Raw genomic sequence first — 21,925 nt, forward strand, 5'->3', positions numbered from 1 at the left:
ATGCAGGCAGAGCTGGATACCGCAATTAAACTCAATAGCCGTGCTGCCATTGAGATTTTGCAGGTCGGTCGGGACCAAACGCCAGTGGTGGTGATTGACGATTTCGCCTTGGATATTCAGGCTGTTATCGCTCATGCCAGCCAACAAACCTTTACTCCGCCCAGCGAAGCGGCTTATCCGGGGGTTCGCGCGCCCCTGCCCCGCCCATATATTTTCAGCTTGCTGGACGGGGTGTTTAAGCTGATTTACCAACTGTACCGGGTGCCTGCTCAGTTACGTATGCAGCCGCAAAATTTTGTTTATTCGCTGGTTAGCCAGACACCCGAGCAACTTAGCAGCAGACAGCGTCTGCCCCACTATGACAGCCACTATCCCTATCACTTTGCCTTGATGCATTATCTGAATCCGGGGCCCCATGGCGGCACCGCTTTTTACCGGCATAAACCGACCGGATTTGAAACCATCAGTCAACCCAGAAGAGTGCCCTATATTGCGGCGGTGCAGGCGCATATGGCCGGTTATGGCGAACCCGATAACGCCTATATTCATGACAGCACAGACCACTTTGAGCAAATTGGCCAGGTCGCTTACCGCTCAAACCGATTACTGATTTATCCGGGATTCTTGTTGCACTCCGGTCTGATTGACACAGACTCAGACATCGACAGCAACCCCGCCACCGGCAGACTGACCGCCAATTTGTTTATTGAGTTCAGATAACGCTTTTTTGCTAGGCAGAGACCGGCAACGCAGAATCCCGCAATACCAGGCTGGGTTCAAACAGGTTTTGCACCTTAAGCTTGTCATCCTGATAGATGTGCTTGCGCACCCAGCGAGCCGCCATACGGCCCATTTCGCCGGCCGGAAAGTCGATTGTGCTTAAATGGGGGAAGGTGTAGCGAGACATAATCACATTGTCAAAGCCCATAATCGACAAGTCTTTGGGGATCTCCAACCGGTTGTCACGCGCACAATTCATCGCACCGCAGGCCATTTCATCGTTGGCGCACACCACAGCGCTAAAGGAACGGCCCCGTGCCAGTAATTTCTCCATTGCGGCGACACCCCCAGCCTCATGAAAGTCACCTTCCATAAACAGCCCCGGATCAAATACCAGTCCCGCTTCCTGCAGGGCACGTTGATGACCGGCCAGGCGATCACGTACATCCAGTTTAAACAAGGGCCCGGAGATATAGGCAATCTGCTTATGGCCAAGCTCAAGCATGGCTTTAGTGGCCAGATAGCCACCCAGCTCGTTGTTCAGGCAGATACAGTTCTCTTCCATACCTTTTACCAGGCGGTTTAACACCACCACCGGCGTCTGCTTGTGCAGCTCCAGCAGGTATTCATCGGTTACCGCATCCACATGCAGGATCAGGGCGTCACATTTACGGCTGATTAAAAATTCAATAGCGTCTTTTTCGCTGGCCACGTCACTGTGACCCGCGGCAATAATCACGTGCTTGCCCACCGAGCGCAGTTCGTTTTCCACCCCACTCATCATTTCACCGAAGAACGGACCATGTACTTCCGACACCAGCATACCAACGCTGTTGGAGCAGTTGGATGCCAGCGACTGGGCGATGGAATTAGGACGGTAGTTAAGTTCCTGCATGGCCTTGAGCACTTTGGTGCGGGTGGCTTCACCAACTTTGGCGCTGCCGTTCATCACCCTGGACACTGTGGCCAGTGACACCCCGGCTCTTTCAGATACTTGGTAAATGGTTGCCATGCTAAAACTCTTGCACTCCTATCGACTTTCGGCGCCTGCAAGCGCCAGCCTGACTTTTTCGACTTCCTGGTTGCCGAGTTTATAGAACTTCATAATCAGTGCCACTATTAAAAACGCCAATGCAGGTAACCAGGTAAAAGACAACAGAATCCCCTGTAGGGTTTCAGAAGATTGCGGTTGGTCGGGTTGATAGCTGTAAAAGGCCAGTAACCAACCTGCCAGTGCACCACCCAGTGCCAGGCCCATTTTGATAAAGAACACCACAGATGAGTAAGTCATACCTGTGATACGCACACCGCTGCGATACTGCCCGTAATCCACTACATCGGCCATTTTTGCCCATAACAGGGGGGTGCCCATTTGCAGAATAAAACACCACAGCACATAAATGCCAAAGGCCAACAGGGTTTGCTCACCCGCCACAAAATAGGTTGCCACACACAACAAGGCCGCAATCAGTTGTATCGTCATATAGGCTTTAACTTTGCAAACCCTGGCTGCCAGCCACTGCGCCACCGCACAACCGGCAATATTGCCCAGCATGCCTAAGGTGACAAACAGGGTAATCAAATCTTCACGGCCCAGGTAATATTTAACGTAATAAATCGCCAATGTGTTACGCAGTACCATCCCCACCAGCACAAATAAGGCGGCCAGACTCAGAATACGCCACTGATCGTTATGCCACAGCGCCCCCATGTCCTGCCAGAAACTGGATTTCTGGTCGGCCGGCGGGAATACCCTTTCTTTGGTGCCAGCGAAGCACAGCCAGAACATGATCACGCCCAGCACACTCATGGCAGCAATAGTCAGTTGATAGCCTTTGGCCTTGTCGCCCTGACCGAAGAAATCCACCAGCGGCAACGTGCAGGCAGTCACCAGCAAGCCGCCCAGCATGCCAAACACAAAGCGGTAGGATTGCACCGACACCCGCTCGGCCGGATTCGCGGTAAGCACACCACCCAAGGCCGAATAGGGGATATTGATGGCGGTATAAGCCAGCATCAGCAACCCATAGGTGGCAAAGGCGTAAATAACCTTGCCATCCGCACTGAGGTCCGGGGTGGTAAAAGCCAGCACACTGATAACGCCAAAGGGTACGGCCAGCCACAACAGATAGGGGCGGAATTTGCCATGGCGGGTCTGGGTTCTGTCATTGATAGCGCCCATCAAAGGGTCGGTCACCGCATCAAAGATGCGCACCACCAGAAACAAGGTACCCACCAGCGCCGGTGACAAGCCGAAAATATCCGTATAGAAAAAGGATAAAAACAGCATAACCGACTGAAATACGATATTACTGGCGGTATCGCCAAGTCCATAAGCTACTTTTTCTCGTACCGACAACATTCGCTGTTACTCCCCGGCTATGGCACTGGTCTGACGATGCTTGAGCATGTGCGCATACGCCTGACCACTGGCCTTGATAATACGCTGCTGACTGTCATAGTCGACATACACCAGTCCAAACCGCTTCAGGTAGCCTTCTGCCCATTCAAAGTTGTCCATCAGGCTCCAGGCAAAGTAGCCACGAATGTCCACGCCCTGCTCTGCCGCTTCGTTAACCGCATTGATATGGCTGTGCAGATAGGCCAGGCGGTCCCAGTCATTCACCTGTCCCTCTTCAAGCTTATCCACCATGGCTGCGCCGTTCTCAGTAATATACACCGGTGGCAGTGCATATTGCTGATGATACGACAGCAGCAGGTTTCGCAACCCCTGAGGATAAATTTCCCAGCCCATATCCGTCAGTGGCAGCGATTTCTGCTGACCACCACGGAATAATTCAGTGTCGTCGGCCTGGTATATCTCGCGGGTGTAGTAATTGATCCCCAGATAGTCCAACGGGTGAGCAATCACTTGCATGTCACCCTCTTCAATTACAGGCCTTTCATGCTCAGGCAAGGCGTGCATCAGATCCGGGTAGCGACCTTCCAGTACCGGGCGCAGATACCAGTGATTAAAATACTGGTCGGCGTTTTGGGCCGCCTGAATATCCTCTGGTGCATCGGTTTTGGCGTAACAGGGGCTGAAATTCAGCACGATACCATTTTGCGCATGCGGCGCGTGTTCTGCCAGCTCCCGCATGGCCAGACCGTGCGCCAGCAATAAATGATGAGCCGCCTGTTTGCCCCAGGCCTTACTTTTGTGACCAGGCGCATGCACGCCGATTTCATAGCCCAGATAGGCACTGCAATAGGGCTCATTGAGTGTGGCATAAGAATACACTCTGTCGCCGAAGGTACGGGCTATCAGCCGGGCATAATCGCGAAAACGATAGGCCGTCAGACGGTTCAGCCAGCCACCCTGATCTTCCAGGTACTGCGGCAAATCCCAGTGGTAAAGGGTCACAAAGGCTTTAATCCCGAGCCCATTGAGTTTGTCCAGCAACTGCACATAAAAGTCCAGACCTTGTTGATTGGGCGTACCATCGGCATGCATGACTCTGGGCCAGGAAACGGAAAAACGATAGGCATCCACCCCCATGCTATGGATTAAGTCGATATCCTGTTGCCAGTGCTCAATATGCCGGCAGGCCTGCAAACCGTTGGAACCGTCGCGAATCTTTCCCGGCTCAGCACAAAAAGTATCCCAGATACAGGGCAAGCGGCTGTCGGCAGCGCCTTCAATCTGGAAGGCGGCAGTCGCCACCCCAAACAGGAAATCCGGCTTCAGTAATGGTGCCCCATCGGGCAGTTCAATGCGTTTGTTATTCAAGATATCATCCAGTCAGGCAAGAGAATTTACATTTCGCTCACACACCATCCCAGACCTCAACATTACTTTTTACATCAGCAATGTGTTGCGCATCGGTTTCAGTGATGCTAATAATGTAAGCGCTTTCACAAATGTTAAACCCTTGTAACTGGCGGGTCAATGCAAAACATCACCCGCCCTCAGCCAAGCCGGAAATTGTTATGCGCCAAGCCGCTTTAGGGGAACAACCCCGCCACGCTAATCTGACCTTTGCTCTGGTCTCGTTAACCTCGTTGTTTTTTATGTGGGGGTTTATTACCGCCCTGAATGACATATTGATTCCGCACCTTAAAGCGGTATTCAGCCTGAGTTATACCCAGGCCATGTTGGTCCAGTTCTGCTTTTTCGGTGCGTACTTTCTGATTTCCGTGCCAGCCGGGCGCCTGGTGGACAAAATCGGTTTTCAGCGTGGCATTGCCACCGGCCTGCTCACAGCCGCTTGCGGTTGTTTGCTGTTTGTACCTTCGGCACTTTACGCAACCTACTGGATGTTCCTGATGGCCTTGTTTGTGCTGGCCGCAGGTATCACCATTTTGCAGGTCGCGGCCAATCCACTGGTGACCTTGCTGGGCAACCCGGATACCGCATCCAGCCGTCTGACCATGACCCAGGCATTTAATTCTCTGGGCACCACCGTCGCCCCTGTGCTGGGCGGCATCCTGATTTTTTCCCACACACAGACTGAGCAGTCAGCCGACAGTGTTATCGCGCCCTACATTGGTCTGGCGCTGATTCTGGTCGCCATGGCCCTGTGCTTCTTCCGCCTGCAGTTACCTAAACCGCAGTTGGAGCATACACAGTCCAACACCGATGACAGGCACCGTTCCTTGTTTCACTACCCCCATCTGATCCTCGGTGCGGTGGGGATCTTCGTGTATGTGGGGGCGGAAGTTTCCATTGGCAGCTTCCTGGTGAATTTCCTCGGCGAAGCGCATGTGATGGCGATGACAGAAGCACAGGCGTCTAAATACATCGCCTATTACTGGGGTGGGGCTATGGTCGGTCGCTTTATCGGCGCGGCACTGATGCAACGTGTTGCACCAGGCAAACTACTGGCCTTTAACAGTTTGGCTTCCATGGCTTTGATACTGACCGCCATTGTTGCCGATGGCAGCCTGGCCATGTGGAGTATCCTGGCCGTGGGTCTGTGCAATTCCATCATGTTTCCAACAATTTTCAGTCTGGCGGTTCGTGCACTTGGGCCGGATACCGGTCGCGGCTCGGGCCTGCTGTGTCTGGCCATTGTCGGCGGGGCGGTGGTGCCACTGTTGCAGGGGATGCTGGCTGACAGTCTGGGCCTGCAATTGTCATTCCTGCTGCCGCTGGTGTGCTACCTGTATATCGCTTTTTATGGTTTGGCCGGGGCCAAAGCCCGCCAGTCTGACTCTTCCACCGTTCAACAAGAGGTTGCCTGACAATGCCATCTTTGCCCCCTTCCCTGTCTGCCCGCCCCTTGCTGGGCCTGGCGTTGTGTACTGCATTGTCAGCCTGTGGCGATAGCCAACACAGTCAAAATACGGCAACGCCGGCGGTGCCGGATTTCTGGCCGGTTATTCAATCAGAAGTCAGTCGCAGTGAAGCAATCGAGCAACGTGTGCAGTCGCTGCTGGCCAATATGACCCTGGAGCAGAAGGTTGCGCAAACCATGCAACCGGAAATTCGCGACATCAGTATCGAGGATATGCGACGCTATGGCTTCGGTTCGTACCTGAACGGTGGCGGGGCTTTTCCCGACAACAATAAGCACGCGTCGGTGCAGGATTGGGTGAAACTGGCCGAAGCCATGTATCAGGCCTCGGTGGATGACAGTCTGGATGGCAGTCGTATTCCCACCATGTGGGGCACTGATGCCGTGCATGGTCATAACAATGTTATCGGTGCGACACTGTTCCCGCATAACATTGGCCTGGGTGCGGCCCATAACCCGGCGCTGATTGAAAAAATTGCCGGCGCAACCGCCAAAGAAGTCGCCGCCACGGGGATTGACTGGATATTTGCACCGACCGTTGCGGTGACCCGTGACGACCGCTGGGGTCGTACCTACGAGGCCTACTCCGAAGACCCGGACATTGTCCGTGACTACGCCTACGCTATTGTTAAGGGCCTGCAGGGCCGCGACGAGGCCTTTTTATCTGAACAGCAGGTGATCAGCACCGTTAAACATTTCCTCGGCGACGGCGGCACCCAAAATGGTGATGATCAAGGTGACAATCTTGCTACCGAACAGCAATTGTTTGATATTCATGCGCAAGGCTACGTCGGTGGTTTGACAGCTGGCGCACAGTCGGTAATGGCCTCATTCAACAGTTGGCATGGGGTAAAAAACCACGGCAACCCTTATTTACTGACACAAGTCCTGAAAGAGCGTATGGGTTTTGACGGTTTTGTGGTGGGCGACTGGAATGGCCATGGGCAGATCCCCGGATGCACCAATGAAAGCTGCCCCGCCGCGATCAATGCCGGGCTGGACATGTATATGGTGCCCACCCGGGCCTGGAAGCCACTGCTGGAAAATACCATCGCCCAGGTAAAGGCCGGACAAATTAGTCAGGCCAGACTGGACGATGCGGTAGCGCGAATCCTGCGGGTAAAGCTGCGGGCTGGCCTGTTTGACAAGCCATCGCCCGCTAATCGTGCTTTGGCGGGTGACAGCAGCCTGATCGGCCATGCGGCGCATCGCGCCATAGCGCGTCAGGCTGTGCGCGAATCTCTGGTGCTGTTGAAAAACAAAGACCAGCTCCTGCCATTATCGCCTCAGTCACGCATCCTGCTGGCCGGGGACGGTGCCGACAATATTGGCAAACAGTCAGGCGGCTGGACGATTACCTGGCAGGGTACAGGTAATCAAAATAGTGATTTTCCTGGTGCCACGTCTGTTTATGACGGCATACAACAGGCCGTAGACGCCGCCGGTGGCCAGGTCGAACTGGCACCCGACGGTCAATATAGTCAGGCACCTGATGTGGCCATTGTGGTGTTTGGCGAAGAGCCCTATGCCGAAGGCAATGGCGACCTGGCGAACCTGGAGTACCAACGCGGCAATAAAACCGACTTAGCCTTACTGAAGAAATTACAATCCCAGGGGATCCCGGTGGTGTCGGTCTTTATCAGTGGGCGGCCAATGTGGGTAAACCCTGAACTGAACGCCTCAGATGCCTTTGTCGCCGCCTGGCTACCCGGCTCTGAAGGCGGGGGGATCGCGGATGTGCTGCTGCGCCGTACCGACGGTTCGGTGCACCACGACTTTAAGGGTAAGCTGTCCTTTTCCTGGCCTGCCAGCCCGGATCAGACTACCGTCAACCGCCATGATCCTGATTATCAACCATTGTTGCCTTATGGTTTTGGTCTGAGCTACGGTGATAAAGACGTACTAAGCGCACCACTGGACGAAAGTGTGCAAACCACCAATGCCGCTTTAGCGCCACTGAGCCTGTTTGAAAATGATATCAAGGCCCCCTGGCAGCTCAGCATAGGCGCCATAGGAAACACTCAGGCGGTGATCAGCAGTGTCCAGCAGCAAGGTCCGGTCAGCCTGCGCACCAGCGACTGGAAAATCCAGGAAGACAGTCGTCGTCTGCATTTTGATGGTTCAGCGCCGGGTGAAGTGCAAATTGGTGCCAGTTTCCCGCAGGATCTGCGGGCTTATGTGGAAGCTAACGCCAGCCTGCATCTGGCGGTAAAACTGGACAGTCAGTTGCAAAGCCCAGTCACCCTGGCCATGCTATGCGGCGAAAATTGCTCATCTGCGCTGGACATCAGTGCCAGGCTCGCGGCACTGCCTGTGGGCGAATGGCACAGCGTTTCGGTGCCCTTGCAGTGTTTTAACCAGGCCAATCATCTTGCCCGGGTGTTCAGCCCTTTTAGTTTGAGGGTGCAAGGTGAATTACACATCAGCATCGCTGATATTCGTCTGCTGCCGGGCCAGGCAGAGGCTAATCAATGTCAGTAGGCAGATAAACAGATATGCACAAGCACCAGAACACCTGCCAGTTAGCCTGCCGTTTAGCAATGCTGCTGATGGGTGGGTGCTCTGCTGTGGCCCATGCAGCTGACTTTGCCTGGCCACAGGGGCAACAGGCGGCGGTCAGTCTGGCCTACGACGACGCGCTGGCAAGCCACCTGGATGTGGTTATTCCGCAATTAAATAAGCTGGGGTTTAAGGCCAGTTTCTATCTGACCTTGTCCTCTGCCACACTGGTAAACCGGCTTGATGAGTGGCGACAGGTCGCAGCAGATGGTCATGAACTGGGTAACCACAGCATTAACCATGCCTGTCGGGCATCACTCCCGGGCCGGCAATGGGTGCCGCCACAGCACAATCTGGATACCTGGACGGCACAACGTATGGCAACCGAGGTATTGCAGGCCAATACCCGGCTGCATGCCATAGACGGTCAACTGCAGCGCACCTTTACCCCACCTTGTTCTGACCGTCTGGCTGGCGGCCAGGATTATGTGACAGAGGTCAGCCCGCATTTTATTGCCATTCGGGTGGCAGGCACCCCGATTACCGGTATGGATAGTCTGGATGTTAAGCAGGTTCCGGCCTGGTCACCGCAAAACCCCAGCCTGCAAAGCCTGATTGATTATGTTGAACAGGCCGCAGCCAATGGCACAATGGCCAATATCACCTTTCATGGCGTCGGGGCGGATTATCTGCAGGTTGATAAGGATGTGCATCAGGCCTTTCTCAACTATCTGGCCGAGCATCAGGACAGATTCTGGGTAGCCGACTTTCGCCGTATCAGCCTGTATATCCGCGATAGCCAATAGCCATCCTGGCTTCCCCCAACGTTTAGCCCGCATTTTGCTAATTTCATCTCAGTGTAATATTTGCCATACCGGCAATATGTCAGAATGCCGGCCTTTCGTATCAAGGGGGTTATATGTTCAGGGTCAGGCACATTGCATTTTCCATCAGCACGGTTTTCAGCTCAGCCGCCTTGGCTCATGGCCTGGACTATGAACATATCGCCGTGCATGGTCATCAGACCCGTCTGCTGGGACAGGCACTTTCAGCATCAGAAGGTGTCATAGGTCAGGGCGAGATTGCCCAGCGTCCGCTGCTGCGTACCGGCGAGGTACTGGAATTGGTACCAGGTATGGTCGTCACCCAGCACAGTGGCTCGGGCAAAGCCAACCAGTACTTTTTGCGCGGCTTTAACCTTGACCATGGCACAGATTTTCAAACCAGCCTGGAAGGAATGCCCCTGAATATGCGCACACATGGCCATGGGCAGGCCTATACGGATCTGAATTTTATTGTGCCGGAGTTTATCGGCAATATTCAGTACCGCAAAGGTGCGTACCATGCCGACCAGGGTGACTTTGCCACGGCTGGCTCCGCCCGTTTCTTTCTGACCTCTGCACTCCCTTCAATGCTTTCCTTGCAGCTTGGACAGGACAATTATCAGCGTGCCGTGGTATCCCATCACCTTGCTCTAGACGATGCCACGCTCAGCGTCGGACTGGAAGCTACCGGCTATGACGGCCCCTGGACAGATATCGACGAAGGTATCCGCAAGTATAATGGCCTGGTTCGTTACAACCGTGCCACTGACAGCGGCCAGTTTAATCTGACCTTAATGGCCTACGACAATCGCTGGCAGTCCGCCGACCAGATCCCGCAACGTGCCGTGGACCAGGGCCTGATCGACAAACTAGGTTCGCTGGATACCACACTCGGCGGCGAGTCTGACCGCTACAGCCTGTCACTTAACTGGCAATGGTATGACTGGGCCATCAGCGCCTATGCCATTGAGTCGAATCTGGATCTATTCTCCAACTTTACTTATTACCTGAACGATCCCATCCAGGGGGACCAGTTTAAGCAGGTGGACAAACGCCGGATCTGGGGTGGTGATATCAGCCGTCACGCTTTCACCAGCCTGTTCGGCAAAGAGTGGGCACATGAAGTAGGTGCACAACTGCGCTACGACGACATAGGTGAAGTGGCGCTGTATAACACTAAAGCCCGGCAAGTGCTGTCGCCAGTGCGGGTGGACAGTGTGGATGAACTCTCCAGCGCCTTGTACTGGCAATCCGAATTGCTGCTGACTAACCGTCTGACCTTAAGTACCGGTGTGCGCTATGACTATTTTGATGTGTCGGTAGACAGCGACCTGGTGCAAAACAGTGGTGATGCCAGTGATGATTTGCTCAGCTTCAATGCCAGTCTTAGTTACAGCCTGACACCCAGCCTGGAAGGCTATATGAATGCCGGACAGTCTTTTCATTCCAATGACGCCAGAGGAGCCACGATTCAATTAGATCCGGTCACCGGTGACCGTGCTGAGCCGGTGGATTTACTGGTTCGGGGTGATGGCATGGAGATCGGTCTGCGCTATTTCGACAGCAAAAGTCTGAATCTGTCGGTGGCTGTTTGGACGCTGGAACTGGATTCCGAACTGTTGTTTGTCGGTGATGCCGGTAATACCGAAGCCAGTCGCGGCTCCCGCCGCTACGGTGTGGAAGCGGCCGCTTACTATTGGCTGAATAACAGGCTCAGTCTGGATATGGAGGTGGCATTAAGCCATTCCAGATTCCGCGGTCAGGAAGCAGGCGAAGGCGATCGTATTGACGGTTCTCTGCCGGTGGTGGCCAGTGCCGGATTCACCTGGCAGGCAAATGACAATATCAGCAGCAGCTTGCGGATCAGGCATTTCGGCAAACGCTTGCTGGACAGCAGGGGCGAGGTGCGTTCTGAACCTCTTACCGTGATGAATCTGTCCCTTACCTACGCGCTGCAAGCCTGGCAATTCAAGCTGGAAGTGCTGAACTTGCTGAACAGCGATGACCATGACATTGATTATTTATACGAATCCCGCTTACCCGGTGAGCCGCCTGAAGGTGTCGAAGACATTCACTATCACCCCATAGAACCACGGACCTTAAGGCTGGGAGCTACCTATCATTTCTAGGGCGTGCCACGCCCCCAAATATGGAACGCGCTGATATACAAGCGCTCCACTTTTTCTCTGGCCCAGGGAGTACGGCGCAAAAACTTGAGGCTGGATTTGATTGAAGGCTCATGGGTAAAGCAGCGAATCTCCACGGCCTTACCCATAGCTTCCCAGCCCAGCTCTTTTTCCAGGCGGATTAAGATCTGCTCCAGGGTAACGCCATGCAGGGGATTATTCGCCTGACTGCCACTCATTGATATCTCCGGAAATTTAAGGCCAGCAGGCATTTTACCAGAATTGCCAGCGGGGTGATCTAATCTGGTTTCTAACACATATTTACAATTGCCTAACGCCTTCGTTGCAAAGCTTCGTTATTATAGGCCCATTAAAGACCAGAATATGCACACACCGATGAACAAGATTTGGATCAAAATCACTCTGCCATTGGCTGCCATCGCCATGGGGATCGTAGGCTTTATGGCAATTAAGGCAACGGCCAGCGACAAAAGCGACAAGGTAGAGGTTGATTCCCGCCCCACGGTTAAAGTGGAAGCCCTGAGTACCGAAGACTACCAGGTGATCATTAATAGCTATGGTGAAGTTAAACCACTGGAAAGCACTAAACTGGCGGCCTTGGTCGGCGGGGAAGTGGTGCAATGGCATGAAGATTTTGTACCCGGTGGTCTGGTCAAACGCGGCACCCTGTTGTTCAGCATAGACAAACAGCAATATCAGGCTGCCTTGTTACAGGCCGAAGCCAATCTGAGCCAGGCCCAGGCACTGTTGGTGGAAGAGAGAGCCAGAGCCGAAGTGGCAAAACGCGAAGCCAAATCCATGCCGTCCACCCAGGTTACCGACCTGTATCTGCGTAAGCCGCAGGTGATGAGTGCCGAAGCGGCGGTTAAATCTGCCGAAGCCCAGCTGAAAATTGCCCAGCGCGATCTCGCCTACACGGATGTACGCGCCCCTTACGATGCCCTGGTGATATCCCGTAATCTGGGTCTGGGTCAGTATGTGCATCAGGGTAATGAGGTGGGCGAGCTGTATAATGTCGAAACCGCCGAGATCAATCTGCCCATTGCCGGCTTTGATGCCATGTTCCTGCCGGCCGAACTGGCTGGCAGTCAAGCCCAGATTACCAGCCGCGGCGCAGTCAGTCTGACCCGTACCGGTACCATAGAACGGGATTTAGGCATTATCGATCAGGGCACCCGTATGAGCCAGGTGGTAGCGCGTATTCGCGATCCATACAGTCTCAACACCGACGCGCCGGCCTTTAAATTCGGCACTTATGTGGAAGTCACCTTAAAAGGTGCCACCCTGCAAGATATCTTCCGCCTGCCACAGGATCTGGTGACCAATCGCAAAGTCTGGGTGGTTAACAAAGACAACGAGCTGGAATCTCGCACCGTTAAGGTACTGCGTGAAGAGGCCGAATACTTCCTGATTGGCAATGGCCTGAATGAAGGTGAACGCGTGGTGATGACGCTGCCCGAATATCCGCAAAACGGCATGAAGGTTAAAATTGCCGGTGAGCAGGACAAGACCAGCGCCGACAGCGCCCTGGTTGCCCAGGCAAACGAGTAAGGAAAGGTCATGTCCAATACCGAAGCCAAAGAACAGGGCCTGATAGCCTTTTTTGCCCGTAACACGGTGGCGGCCAACCTGATGATGTGGTTTATCATCGTCATGGGCCTGGTGAGCTTTTTCACCATCCAGCGCCAGATGTTCCCCAATATTGAAATTAACTACATCAATATCAGTGCCACCTATCGCGGCGCTTCGCCGCAGGAAATTGAAGAAGGCATACTGATCAAGATTGAAGAATCTTTAAAGGATGTCACCGAAATTAAACGTCTGGTGTCCCGTGCCTTTCGCAACAGCGGTCGGGTTACTCTGGAGATTCATACCAAGGAAGATATCACCGACGTGCTGGACAAGGTCAAACTGCGGGTCGACAGTATTGCCACCTTCCCGGCCGGCATGGAACCTGTCACGGTTTCACAGGAAGAATTCCGCCAGGACGTGATTGAAATGGCGGTGGTGGGCGACCTGCCCCTCAAAGACCTGAAAACCATTGCCATTCAGATGGAGCGCGAACTGTTACAACTAGGCAATGTGTCGCTGGTGAATCTGGATGCACCGGATGATGAAATCGCGGTGGAAATCAAACCCGAGATGCTGCGCCGCTACAATCTGACCCTGGACGATGTGGCCACCGCTATTCGTCGTTACTCGGCCAATATCTCGGCCGGCCAGATCCGCACCGATTCAGGCATTATTGCCGTGCGGGTGGAAAATCAATATTACAATGGTGACGAGTTCCGCAATATACCGGTCAAAATAGGTGCAAACGGAGCCAAGGTATTGCTACAGGACGTCGCGTTTATTCAGGACGACCTGACGGAAGGCGAACGCTATTTCAAATACTCGGGTGAAAACGCCATCTTTATGTCGGTCAAAGCCACCAAGGACCAGAATATGGTGCCGGTGGCCAAATCGGTGAAAGACTTTATCGAGCATCGTAACCAGACGCTGCCACATGGAGTGGAAATGCGCGTGCTGGTGGATATGACCTATTACCTCAATGCCCGTTTGGATATGATGCTCAACAACCTGTGGCAGGGTGCCATTCTGGTTGCGCTGATGCTGACGCTGTTCCTGCGCTTCCGCCTGGCATTCTGGGTTATGGTGGGTCTGCCGGTATGTTTCCTCGGGGCGGTAATGATGATGCCGGTGTTCGGGGTTACCATCAATATTCTGTCGCTGTTCGCCTTTATTATGGTACTGGGGATCGTGGTGGATGACGCCATCGTGATAGGGGAAAGTGCCTACACCGAAATAGAAAACAAAGGGCCGGGGGTGGAGAACGTTATCCGCGGCGCCAAACGGGTGGCCACGCCTGCCACCTTCGGCGTACTGACCACTATTGCCGTATTTGCCCCCTTTGTGTTCAGTAAGGGACCAGAAGGCACGTTCTTTGTCATTATCGCCACTATGGTGATCTTGTGTCTGAGTTTCAGCCTGATTGAATCTAAGCTGATTCTGCCTGCGCACATTGCCCACATCGATTTTAAGCCGGTAAAACCTGGCAGTTGGCGTGACCGCTTTAACCAGCGTTTCTTCGGTTTCGTGAATGGCCGTTACCGCAACTTTGTGACCCGCTGTGTGGAGTGGCGCTGGCTGACCTTATGCGGTTTTATTGCCATGCTGATCATCAGTTGGGCGCTGATTTCCGCCAACCACGTGCGTATGGTGCCCACCCCAAAAGTGCCGCACGATTTCCCGTCGGTCAGCATCGAAATGAATGAGACGGTATCTGACGAAGCCACTATCGATGCATTGAAAATAGTGGAAGCGGCTATCTGGCAGGTGGATAAAGAGATTGCCGCCGAATACGGTAGCGGCATGGTTAAGGACCTGCTGGCCTTTAACCAGGGTCGCACCGAAGCGCGTATAGTAGTGCCACTGGTAGACGAAGACCAACGTCACTTCACCGCCTTTGAGCTGGCCCGCCGCTGGCGCGAGAAGATTCCGGAGATTCCCGGTATGAAGTCCTTTACCATTCAGGATGATGTGAACGGTGGCGGTGACGACGGAGAATTTGGTTATCTGTTATTTGGTTCGGATATCAAAACCCTGAATGAAGCCGGTCGTTATTTCATTGGCAAGTTGCAGGAACAGGAAGGCTTGTTCGATGTCAGTTCCACCATTGACCCGGCCAGCAAAGAAATCCAGATGCAGTTGTTGCCGGTTGCCTATGACCTGGGCCTGGATTTAACCAGTATTGCCAACCAGATTGGCGACAGTTTCTATGGCAGCGAAGCGCAGCGGGTCATTCGGGGCACCGAAGAAGTGCGCGTGATGGTGCGCTATCCCAAGCTGACCCGCGAACAGTTTGCCGAACTGAAATATGCCATTATCCAGACGCCATCCGGTAAGGAAGTCATGCTGGGCGACGTCGTGACCCTGAGCGAACAGCCAGGCATCAGCTATATCCGCCGCGAAGGTGGCTATCGCAGCGTGTATGTGTGGGGCAATATTGACGAAGAAAAGATTGAGCCCAATGCCGTGGTCAAAACCATTGAGGATAAACTGCTGCCAGATATGCAGGCGATGTTCCCCTCTGTGAAAACCGAACTGGGTGGCGATATTGCCGAACAGCAGGCCCAGCAAAACGAACAGATGATGTTCTTCATTGCTGGCATGATTATCGTCTACATCCTGTTGGCTGTGCCGCTGAAGAGTTACGGCCAGCCCATTATTATTATGTCGGTGATCCCTTTCAGCCTGACCGGCGCCATTTGGGGGCACTTCCTGTTCGGGCTGGATTTAAGCATGATGTCTACTTTTGGCCTGATCGCGGCGGCCGGGGTGGTGATCAACGACAGTCTGGTAATGACCGATTTTATCAATCAGCGCCGCGCCGAAGGACACCGCATATTGGATGCGGTGCTCGAAGCAGGTTGTGCCAGATTCAGGGCTATCACCCTGACGTCGATCACCACCTTTGCCGGGGTACTGCCGATTATGTTTGAAACCAGTCTGCAGGCCAGGTTTGTGATTCCCATGGCGGTCGCGCTGGGCTTCGCGGTGATGTACGCCACCCTGGTGACCTTACTGTTGGTACCTTGCCTGTATCTGATTCTGGAGGACCTGCGTAAGCCCTTCAGATATATCCGCACAAAGCTGGGTGGCAAGCCCGCCTCGCAGGAGAGCCCTGACCCGGCTTTGAGCGAAAGCCACTAATTCCAAGCCCGTCAAACGACGGGCTTTTTATTGGTTTTCAAGGCTCAGCGTGGCCGCCAGCGAGTCAATACGCATAGGCAGTGGCTCTGCGATATAGCGAGGGAATAACCAGCCAGCACAAAGCCAGCAACATGCGCGGTTCAATGACAAGACTGTTCTGCAGATCACTGTATCATAACCTCAAACATAGCTTAGTTCCTGATTCCAGACCTGCTATTGCTTATGCAAAAAGCAACTAGCCGAAATCCTATATATTGCCTGTCGGCGAGTTGACAACTTTCCAGCCGCCAGACTATGTTGCAGAACAGCACAAATGAACGATCGGCCAATACAATCAAGTACCTGTGCCTGCTTGGCATGGGGCCACTTTGAAGGACATTATCATGACCCGCAATGCACAACTTCAGGCCAGAAAAGAACAGGTCATCGCCCGTGGCCAGGGCAATCTTTACCCCATCTACGTGAAAAAGGCCCTCAATGCCGAGCTATGGGACGAAGACGGCCAGCGTTATATCGACTTCGGCACCGGTATTGCGGTATGCAATACCGGTCATAATCACCCTAAAGTCAGCGCTGCGGCCAAGGCCCAGATCGATGACTTTTCCCATAGCTGTGTGATGATCAACCCCTACGAAGAAGCCGTGGCTCTGGCCGAACAACTTGTACGCCATACCCCCGGTCCCTCTGCCAAGAAGGCCATTTTTGTTACCACCGGCGCCGAAGCGGTGGAAAATTGCATTAAGATTGCCCGTGCTCATACCGGTCGTCGTGGGGTGATTGCATTTAATGGCGGCTTTCATGGCCGTACCAATCTGGCCATGGCCCTGACCGGTAAGGTCAGCCCGTATAAATACCAGTTTGGCCCCTTTCCTGCCGATATTTACCATGTGCCCTTCCCCACCGCTTTGCATGGTATCAGTGAAATCGACAGCCTAAAGGCCATTGAAACCCTGTTTAAAGTGGCCATTGCCCCCACCGATGTAGCCGCCATTATTATCGAGCCGGTGCAGGGTGAAGGCGGCTTTTATATGGCCTCGACCGCCTTTTTACAGGCGCTGCGTCAGCTTTGTGACCAGCACGGTATTGTGCTGATTCTGGACGAAATTCAGAGCGGCTTTGGCCGTACCGGCAGTATGTTCTGTCATCAACAGGCCGGCATTGAGGCGGATTTAATGACAGCTGCCAAAGGTATTGCCGGCGGCTACCCGCTGGCCGCTGTGGTGGGCAAGGCAGATATTATGGATGCACCACTACCCGGCGGCCTGGGTGGCACCTATGGTGGTTCACCGATTGGCTGTGCCGCAGCTCTGGCAGTAATGGATGTACTTGAAGAAGAACGGCTGATTGAACGGGCTAACTGGATAGGTGAGCAGTTTAAGGCACGCCTGCATGCCCTGCAGGGTGAGTTTCCCCAACTGGTTGGCGAGGTCAGAGTCAAAGGCGCGATGGTAGCCCTGGAACTGGTGAAAAACGGTGATGCCCACCAACCCAATATGGATCTGACCAAAGCCTTGGTAGCCAATGCACCGGCCCATGGGCTGATTCTGCTGTCCTGCGGCTTTTACGCCAATGTGATCCGTTTCCTGCCAGCCCTAACCATCCCTGAGGCGCATTTGCAGGAAGGCCTGGATGCGTTTGACAAACTGTTCCGGGAACTGGCTGTAGCAGCATTGGCGGCTTAGTTTTTGCACCACGAAAGTTGGGGGCCTTGCCCCCAGCACTCAATTCGATGATGGACCTAATTAGGCCTCATTGCCGCTTATAAACGCACATGAACGCACATGAACGCAATGAGGAACTAACGTTGCTTCGTAACCTAGCGACTTTCATTGCAGTTGTGGGATTTTCAACAGCCTGTACTGAAAATACCGACAGTATCAGTATCAACGGTCAGTTCAAAAATTACTTGGAAGTTAGTTACGAAGAATATAATTCGGAAAAATATACACCTAACCAGATTTAGTATCTTATCCATATGCAAAGGAGTTTAAGAAATGGAAACATTCACTTATATGACTTCCTTTATTCTGATATTTGTCGCTATACCCGGCCTGGTTGTATATCGGCAGCATAAGAGTATTGAAAAAACGGTACGCTGGATTATTGTATTTCTAGCTTTACCGATAATCGGGATTTTAGTCTATGTCTACTTAAACAAAAACAGTAATTCCTGTTAAGTTTTTTGACTAAGCTTATGATGGCTGCTCTCCTGCAACCGCCATAAATACCTGTTAATTACGCAGATTGGTGACACTAGACAATTCTTACAGAGTAATCATTTAGTGTCTGTATAACGGAGTCACCGCAAACTTCACTTCGTGTCTTTCGTTATCTTCGTGGTAAATTCTGTTATCCATATTCTAATAACCAGAAAAACAAAAAGCGCCAACCAGGGCGCTTTGCATAGCCGATGCAGCTAAACGCAGACATCGGCAATATAAAGTCGGGCTTATGCCTGCTGCACAACCTGATCAATACAACCAAATATAGACTGGCCGTTCTGGTCCAGCATCTCAATGCGGATACTGTTACCAAAGTCCATAAAAGGCGTACTGGGCTGACCTTGCTGAATGGTTTCAATCATACGAATTTCAGCAATACAGCTATAACCGACACCGCCTTCTGCTACAGGTTTACCTGGACCATCATTGAGTTTATTCGATACCGTACCGGAACCGATAATGGTGCCAGCCACCAGCGGACGGGTTTTAGCGGCATGGGCAATTAACTGGCCAAAGTGAAAGGTCATATCCACTCCGGCATTAGGCTTACCAAACAGCTCTCCATTTAAATGGCTGATCAGCGGCAAATGCAGTTTGCCGGCTTGCCAGGCATCACCCAGTTCATCCAGCGTTACGCATACCGGTGAAAAGGCACTGGAGGGTTTGGACTGGTAAAAACCAAAGCCTTTGGCCAGCTCCGCCGGAATCAGGCCACGTAACGACACATCGTTAACCAGCATTACCAGGCGAATATAGGACAACGCCTGCTCAGCCGATACGCCCATGGGCACGTCATCAACAATCACGGCGACTTCGGCTTCAAAGTCGATACCAAAACCTTCACTTTGCGGCATCAGCACTGGGGCATGAGGGGCAAGGAAGGTATCTGAGCCGCCCTGATAAATCAGCGGGTCGGTCCAGAAGGTATCAGGCATCTCGGCATTACGCGCCTTACGCACCAACTCAACGTGGTTCACGTAAGCACTGCCGTCGGCCCAATGATATGCACGAGGCAGTGGCGATGTGCAGTCTGCCTGATTAAAGGGTTCCCCGCTCACATCACCCTGTTCCAGGGCCTGATAGCGCTCGCGCAGCGGCGCTTCCAGCTCGGCCCAGTTGTCCAGGGCAAATTGCAGCGTCGGCGCGATATCAGAGACTGACAGCATACGGCTCAGATCTTTGCTGACCAGTACCAACTTACCGTCACGACCGGATTTCAGACTGGCCAGCTTCATTGCTGACCTCCTGGAAATTCACCTTCGCCGTGCAGCCAGGCGGCGTGTTTAGGCGCCTTTTTGGTTTGTGCCCATTCGTCCAACATGGCCGGAGCAACGCGTTTCAGCTCTTCCAGCATACCGGGTTTGGCGGTATTGGCCGCCAGTTCAATCCGGTGACCATTAGGATCAAAGAAGTAGATGGACTTAAAGATGGTGTGCTCTGTAGGGCCCAGCACCTTCAGACCGGCATTTTCCAGGCGCTGTTTGGCGGCCAGCAACTCATCCATTGAGGCCACTTCAAACGCAATATGCTGTACCCAGGCCGGGGTATTCTGATCGCGATCCATATCCGGCGAGTTTGGCAGCTCAAAGAATGCCAACACATTGCCCTGACCGGCATCCAGAAACACATGCATATAAGGGTCCGGGGCCTTGGTGGAAGGCACTTCGTTTTCAGCGATAGCCAGCAGAAAGTCCATATCCAGCAGGTCGCGGTAAAATTCCACGGTCTGCTTGGCATCCTTGCAGCGGTAAGCTACGTGGTGAATGCGTTGAATTTTCATCGTTACTCCTTATGCCGTTGCCTTAGGCGTTTTCTTTGGCTGAGCTGCCGACCACGCCACGGGCGACCTGATCACGTTCAATAGATTCAAACAGTGCTTTAAAGTTACCTTCACCGAAGCCTTCGTCTTCTTTACGCTGAATAAACTCAAAAAATACCGGCCCAAGTGCAGCTTCAGAGAAGATTTGCAACAACAAACGTGGTTTGCCACCTTCGGTGGTGCCGTCCAGCAAAATACCACGGGCCTGCAACTGGTCTACCGGCTCACCATGGCCTGGCAGACGTTCTTCCAGCATCTCGTAGTAGGTGGCCGGGGGCGCGGTCATAAACTTCACGCCTTTGGCTTTTAGCTTGTCCCAACAGGCCAACAGGTCGTCACAGGCAAAGGCAATATGCTGTATACCTTCACCGTTGTATTTCATCAGGAACTCTTCAATCTGACCACCCGCGCTGGCTTCTTCATTCAGCGGAATACGAATTTTGCCGTCAGGGGCTGTCATGGCCTTGGACAGCAAACCTGTGTACTCGCCCTTGATATCGAAATAACGAATTTCACGGAAGTTGAACAGGTTCGTATAGTAGTCGGCCCAGTACTGCATACGACCACGGTAAACGTTGTGGGTCAGGTGATCCAGAGTATGGAAGCCACAACCTTCAGGGTGACGATCCACACCTTCAATCCAGTTAAAGTCAATATCGTAAATCGTCTGACCTTCTTTGTAGCGATCAATCAGGTACAAGGTAGCCCCGCCAATCCCCTTAATGGCTGGCAGGCGTAATTCCATGGCACCAGTCTGAGTATCCACTGGCTGCGCACCCTTTTTCAGTGCGGCTGCATAGGCTTTTTGCGAGTCTTTAACTCTGAACGCCATACCACAGGCTGACGGTCCATGCTCAATGGCATAGTAGTGGGCATGACTTTTAGGTTCATAGTTGGTGATAAAGTTAATGTCGCCCTGACGCCACAGCTCCACATCCTTCGACTTATGACGCGCTACCAGGGTGAAGCCCATGGCTGCAAAAATGGGCTCCAGCACACCTTTCTGCGGAGCGGTAAACTCGACAAACTCGAAACCGTCCAAGCCCATCGGGTTCTCAAACAAATCCGCCATTTCAATCCCCTTATTTACTCTTTGCTGCATTTTGGGCAACCTTTGACACAATGTTACCCAAGTGTTTTGTTTCAGTTGAAAGCATGTTAGTTTCAATTGAAACCATTGACAATGGCGGAGCCGAACTTGCCCTGTAAACCAAACTCTCCACTGCTGTTGCAGCGTTTCCTGCCTTACAGGCTGACGACCTTGTCCAATAAAATCTCTCAGGCTTTGGCCGCGCAGTACAGCGAGCGTTTTGATTTAAGCATTCCCGAATGGCGCATAGTGGCGGTACTTGGCGAGGGATTGGCACTGTCTGCAGCCGAGATTGTGCAGCGTACTGCAATGGACAAAGTGGCCGTTTCCAGAGCCGTTAAAAAGCTGCTGGAAAAGGGTAGACTGGAAAAAAATCAGGACACTAATGACAACCGTCGCTTCGCATTATCATTGTCAGAAGCAGGTAAAACCCTTTATGAAGAGGTAGTCCCCATTGCCCTGGACTACGAAAAACGCCTGATTGCGCAGCTCAGCCATGAAGAAATCGACAATATGGACAAACTGTTTAACCACCTGGACAGTGTGATCCTGAAATAGCTCAATAGCTAATTTTTTGCAGTCAGAATAAAAATTTTTGAGGTCATTGCATTACACTGCGTAATAGCAGATATCAAGACCAGAATAAGATCTGTA

General features: G+C 52.9%; 16 protein-coding genes. 9 read left to right on the forward strand and 7 right to left on the reverse strand.

The features are described 5' to 3' along the window. Positions 1 to 720 carry a DUF6445 family protein gene (locus tag CSR04_RS11780; protein WP_102796491.1) on the forward strand — a complete coding sequence of 240 codons (720 nt, stop codon included), beginning with the start codon at positions 1 to 3 and terminating at the stop codon, positions 718 to 720. Between the two features lie 10 nt (positions 721 to 730). On the opposite strand, the gene CSR04_RS11785 is transcribed toward CSR04_RS11780, so the two are convergent. From CSR04_RS11785 to CSR04_RS11795, 3 genes are read right to left on the reverse strand one after another with little or no spacing between them, the layout of a single operon-like run. Beyond that, on the reverse strand, positions 731 to 1,732 hold the full coding sequence (locus CSR04_RS11785) for a LacI family DNA-binding transcriptional regulator (RefSeq protein WP_102796492.1): 1,002 nt from the start codon (positions 1,730 to 1,732) through the stop codon (positions 731 to 733). An 18-nt stretch (positions 1,733 to 1,750) separates the two neighbouring features. Further along, positions 1,751 to 3,082 carry a glycoside-pentoside-hexuronide (GPH):cation symporter gene (locus CSR04_RS11790; protein ID WP_102796493.1) on the reverse strand — a complete coding sequence of 444 codons (1,332 nt, stop codon included), beginning with the start codon at positions 3,080 to 3,082 and terminating at the stop codon, positions 1,751 to 1,753. Positions 3,083 to 3,088: 6 nt separating this feature from the next. Continuing rightward, positions 3,089 to 4,450, reverse strand: a complete 1,362-nt coding sequence (locus CSR04_RS11795; RefSeq protein WP_216362556.1) for a GH1 family beta-glucosidase — start codon at positions 4,448 to 4,450, stop codon at positions 3,089 to 3,091. Between the two features lie 200 nt (positions 4,451 to 4,650). On the opposite strand from CSR04_RS11795, the gene CSR04_RS11800 reads away from it, so the two are divergent. From CSR04_RS11800 to CSR04_RS11815, 4 genes are all read left to right on the forward strand, one after another. Beyond that, complete coding sequence (locus tag CSR04_RS11800) at positions 4,651 to 5,904, forward strand: sugar MFS transporter (protein WP_102796494.1); 1,254 nt, start codon at positions 4,651 to 4,653, stop codon at positions 5,902 to 5,904. Positions 5,905 to 5,906: 2 nt separating this feature from the next. After that, positions 5,907 to 8,438: a glycoside hydrolase family 3 protein gene (locus tag CSR04_RS11805; protein WP_102796495.1), complete on the forward strand. Its 2,532-nt coding sequence runs from the start codon at positions 5,907 to 5,909 to the stop codon at positions 8,436 to 8,438. Positions 8,439 to 8,452: 14 nt separating this feature from the next. Then, the gene (locus tag CSR04_RS11810) at positions 8,453 to 9,262 is read left to right on the forward strand and encodes a polysaccharide deacetylase family protein (RefSeq protein ID WP_102796496.1); all 810 of its coding nucleotides are present in this window, start codon (positions 8,453 to 8,455) and stop codon (positions 9,260 to 9,262) included. 113 nt (positions 9,263 to 9,375) lie between these two features. Continuing rightward, complete coding sequence (locus CSR04_RS11815; protein WP_102796497.1) at positions 9,376 to 11,409, forward strand: TonB-dependent receptor; 2,034 nt, start codon at positions 9,376 to 9,378, stop codon at positions 11,407 to 11,409. Here CSR04_RS11815 and CSR04_RS11820 read toward each other — a convergent pair. Next, positions 11,406 to 11,645: a VF530 family protein gene (locus tag CSR04_RS11820; protein ID WP_102796498.1), complete on the reverse strand. Its 240-nt coding sequence runs from the start codon at positions 11,643 to 11,645 to the stop codon at positions 11,406 to 11,408. The genes CSR04_RS11815 and CSR04_RS11820 overlap by 4 nt on opposite strands. A gap of 157 nt (positions 11,646 to 11,802) precedes the next feature. Between CSR04_RS11820 and CSR04_RS11825 the strand changes: the two genes are divergently transcribed. The 3 genes from CSR04_RS11825 to gabT all read left to right on the forward strand — a co-directional run bounded on the left by CSR04_RS11825 (position 11,803) and on the right by gabT (position 17,822). Beyond that, positions 11,803 to 12,978 (forward strand): efflux RND transporter periplasmic adaptor subunit, encoded by a 1,176-nt coding sequence (locus CSR04_RS11825; RefSeq protein WP_102796499.1) that lies wholly within the window; start codon positions 11,803 to 11,805, stop codon positions 12,976 to 12,978. A gap of 9 nt (positions 12,979 to 12,987) precedes the next feature. After that, positions 12,988 to 16,140, forward strand: a complete 3,153-nt coding sequence (locus CSR04_RS11830) for an efflux RND transporter permease subunit (RefSeq protein WP_102796500.1) — start codon at positions 12,988 to 12,990, stop codon at positions 16,138 to 16,140. Between the two features lie 383 nt (positions 16,141 to 16,523). Beyond that, a complete protein-coding gene (gabT, locus tag CSR04_RS11835; protein WP_102796501.1) occupies positions 16,524 to 17,822 on the forward strand; it encodes a 4-aminobutyrate--2-oxoglutarate transaminase in 1,299 nt (432 codons plus the stop codon). A gap of 767 nt (positions 17,823 to 18,589) precedes the next feature. Here gabT and CSR04_RS11850 read toward each other — a convergent pair. From CSR04_RS11850 to hppD, 3 genes are read right to left on the reverse strand one after another with little or no spacing between them, the layout of a single operon-like run. After that, positions 18,590 to 19,597: a fumarylacetoacetate hydrolase family protein gene (locus CSR04_RS11850; protein ID WP_102796504.1), complete on the reverse strand. Its 1,008-nt coding sequence runs from the start codon at positions 19,595 to 19,597 to the stop codon at positions 18,590 to 18,592. Then, positions 19,594 to 20,142, reverse strand: a complete 549-nt coding sequence (locus tag CSR04_RS11855; RefSeq protein ID WP_102796505.1) for a VOC family protein — start codon at positions 20,140 to 20,142, stop codon at positions 19,594 to 19,596. The genes CSR04_RS11850 and CSR04_RS11855 overlap by 4 nt, the downstream gene beginning before the upstream one ends. A 22-nt stretch (positions 20,143 to 20,164) precedes the next feature. Next, positions 20,165 to 21,253 carry a 4-hydroxyphenylpyruvate dioxygenase gene (gene hppD / locus CSR04_RS11860; protein ID WP_102796506.1) on the reverse strand — a complete coding sequence of 363 codons (1,089 nt, stop codon included), beginning with the start codon at positions 21,251 to 21,253 and terminating at the stop codon, positions 20,165 to 20,167. Between the two features lie 126 nt (positions 21,254 to 21,379). Here hppD and CSR04_RS11865 point away from each other — a divergent pair, with 126 nt between their 5' ends. After that, positions 21,380 to 21,829 (forward strand): MarR family winged helix-turn-helix transcriptional regulator, encoded by a 450-nt coding sequence (locus CSR04_RS11865; protein WP_216362557.1) that lies wholly within the window; start codon positions 21,380 to 21,382, stop codon positions 21,827 to 21,829. The last annotated feature ends 96 nt before the right edge of the window (positions 21,830 to 21,925 follow it).

Origin of the sequence: Bowmanella denitrificans (assembly GCF_002887595.1) — a bacterium.
Taxonomy (GTDB): domain Bacteria; phylum Pseudomonadota; class Gammaproteobacteria; order Enterobacterales; family Alteromonadaceae; genus Bowmanella; species Bowmanella denitrificans.

Bases quoted from the DNA above. Each gene is read 5' to 3' on its own strand.
- CSR04_RS11780 (WP_102796491.1), top strand. From the start codon at position 1: ATGCAGGCAGAGCTGGATACCGCAATTAAACTCAATAGCCGTGCTGCC.
- CSR04_RS11785 (WP_102796492.1), bottom strand. From the start codon at position 1,732: ATGGCAACCATTTACCAAGTATCTGAAAGAGCCGGGGTGTCACTGGCC.
- CSR04_RS11790 (WP_102796493.1), bottom strand. From the start codon at position 3,082: ATGTTGTCGGTACGAGAAAAAGTAGCTTATGGACTTGGCGATACCGCC.
- CSR04_RS11800 (WP_102796494.1), top strand. From the start codon at position 4,651: ATGCGCCAAGCCGCTTTAGGGGAACAACCCCGCCACGCTAATCTGACC.
- CSR04_RS11805 (WP_102796495.1), top strand. From the start codon at position 5,907: ATGCCATCTTTGCCCCCTTCCCTGTCTGCCCGCCCCTTGCTGGGCCTG.
- CSR04_RS11810 (WP_102796496.1), top strand. From the start codon at position 8,453: ATGCACAAGCACCAGAACACCTGCCAGTTAGCCTGCCGTTTAGCAATG.
- CSR04_RS11815 (WP_102796497.1), top strand. From the start codon at position 9,376: ATGTTCAGGGTCAGGCACATTGCATTTTCCATCAGCACGGTTTTCAGC.
- CSR04_RS11820 (WP_102796498.1), bottom strand. From the start codon at position 11,645: ATGAGTGGCAGTCAGGCGAATAATCCCCTGCATGGCGTTACCCTGGAG.
- CSR04_RS11825 (WP_102796499.1), top strand. From the start codon at position 11,803: ATGAACAAGATTTGGATCAAAATCACTCTGCCATTGGCTGCCATCGCC.
- CSR04_RS11830 (WP_102796500.1), top strand. From the start codon at position 12,988: ATGTCCAATACCGAAGCCAAAGAACAGGGCCTGATAGCCTTTTTTGCC.
- gabT (WP_102796501.1), top strand. From the start codon at position 16,524: ATGACCCGCAATGCACAACTTCAGGCCAGAAAAGAACAGGTCATCGCC.
- CSR04_RS11850 (WP_102796504.1), bottom strand. From the start codon at position 19,597: ATGAAGCTGGCCAGTCTGAAATCCGGTCGTGACGGTAAGTTGGTACTG.
- CSR04_RS11855 (WP_102796505.1), bottom strand. From the start codon at position 20,142: ATGAAAATTCAACGCATTCACCACGTAGCTTACCGCTGCAAGGATGCC.
- hppD (WP_102796506.1), bottom strand. From the start codon at position 21,253: ATGGCGGATTTGTTTGAGAACCCGATGGGCTTGGACGGTTTCGAGTTT.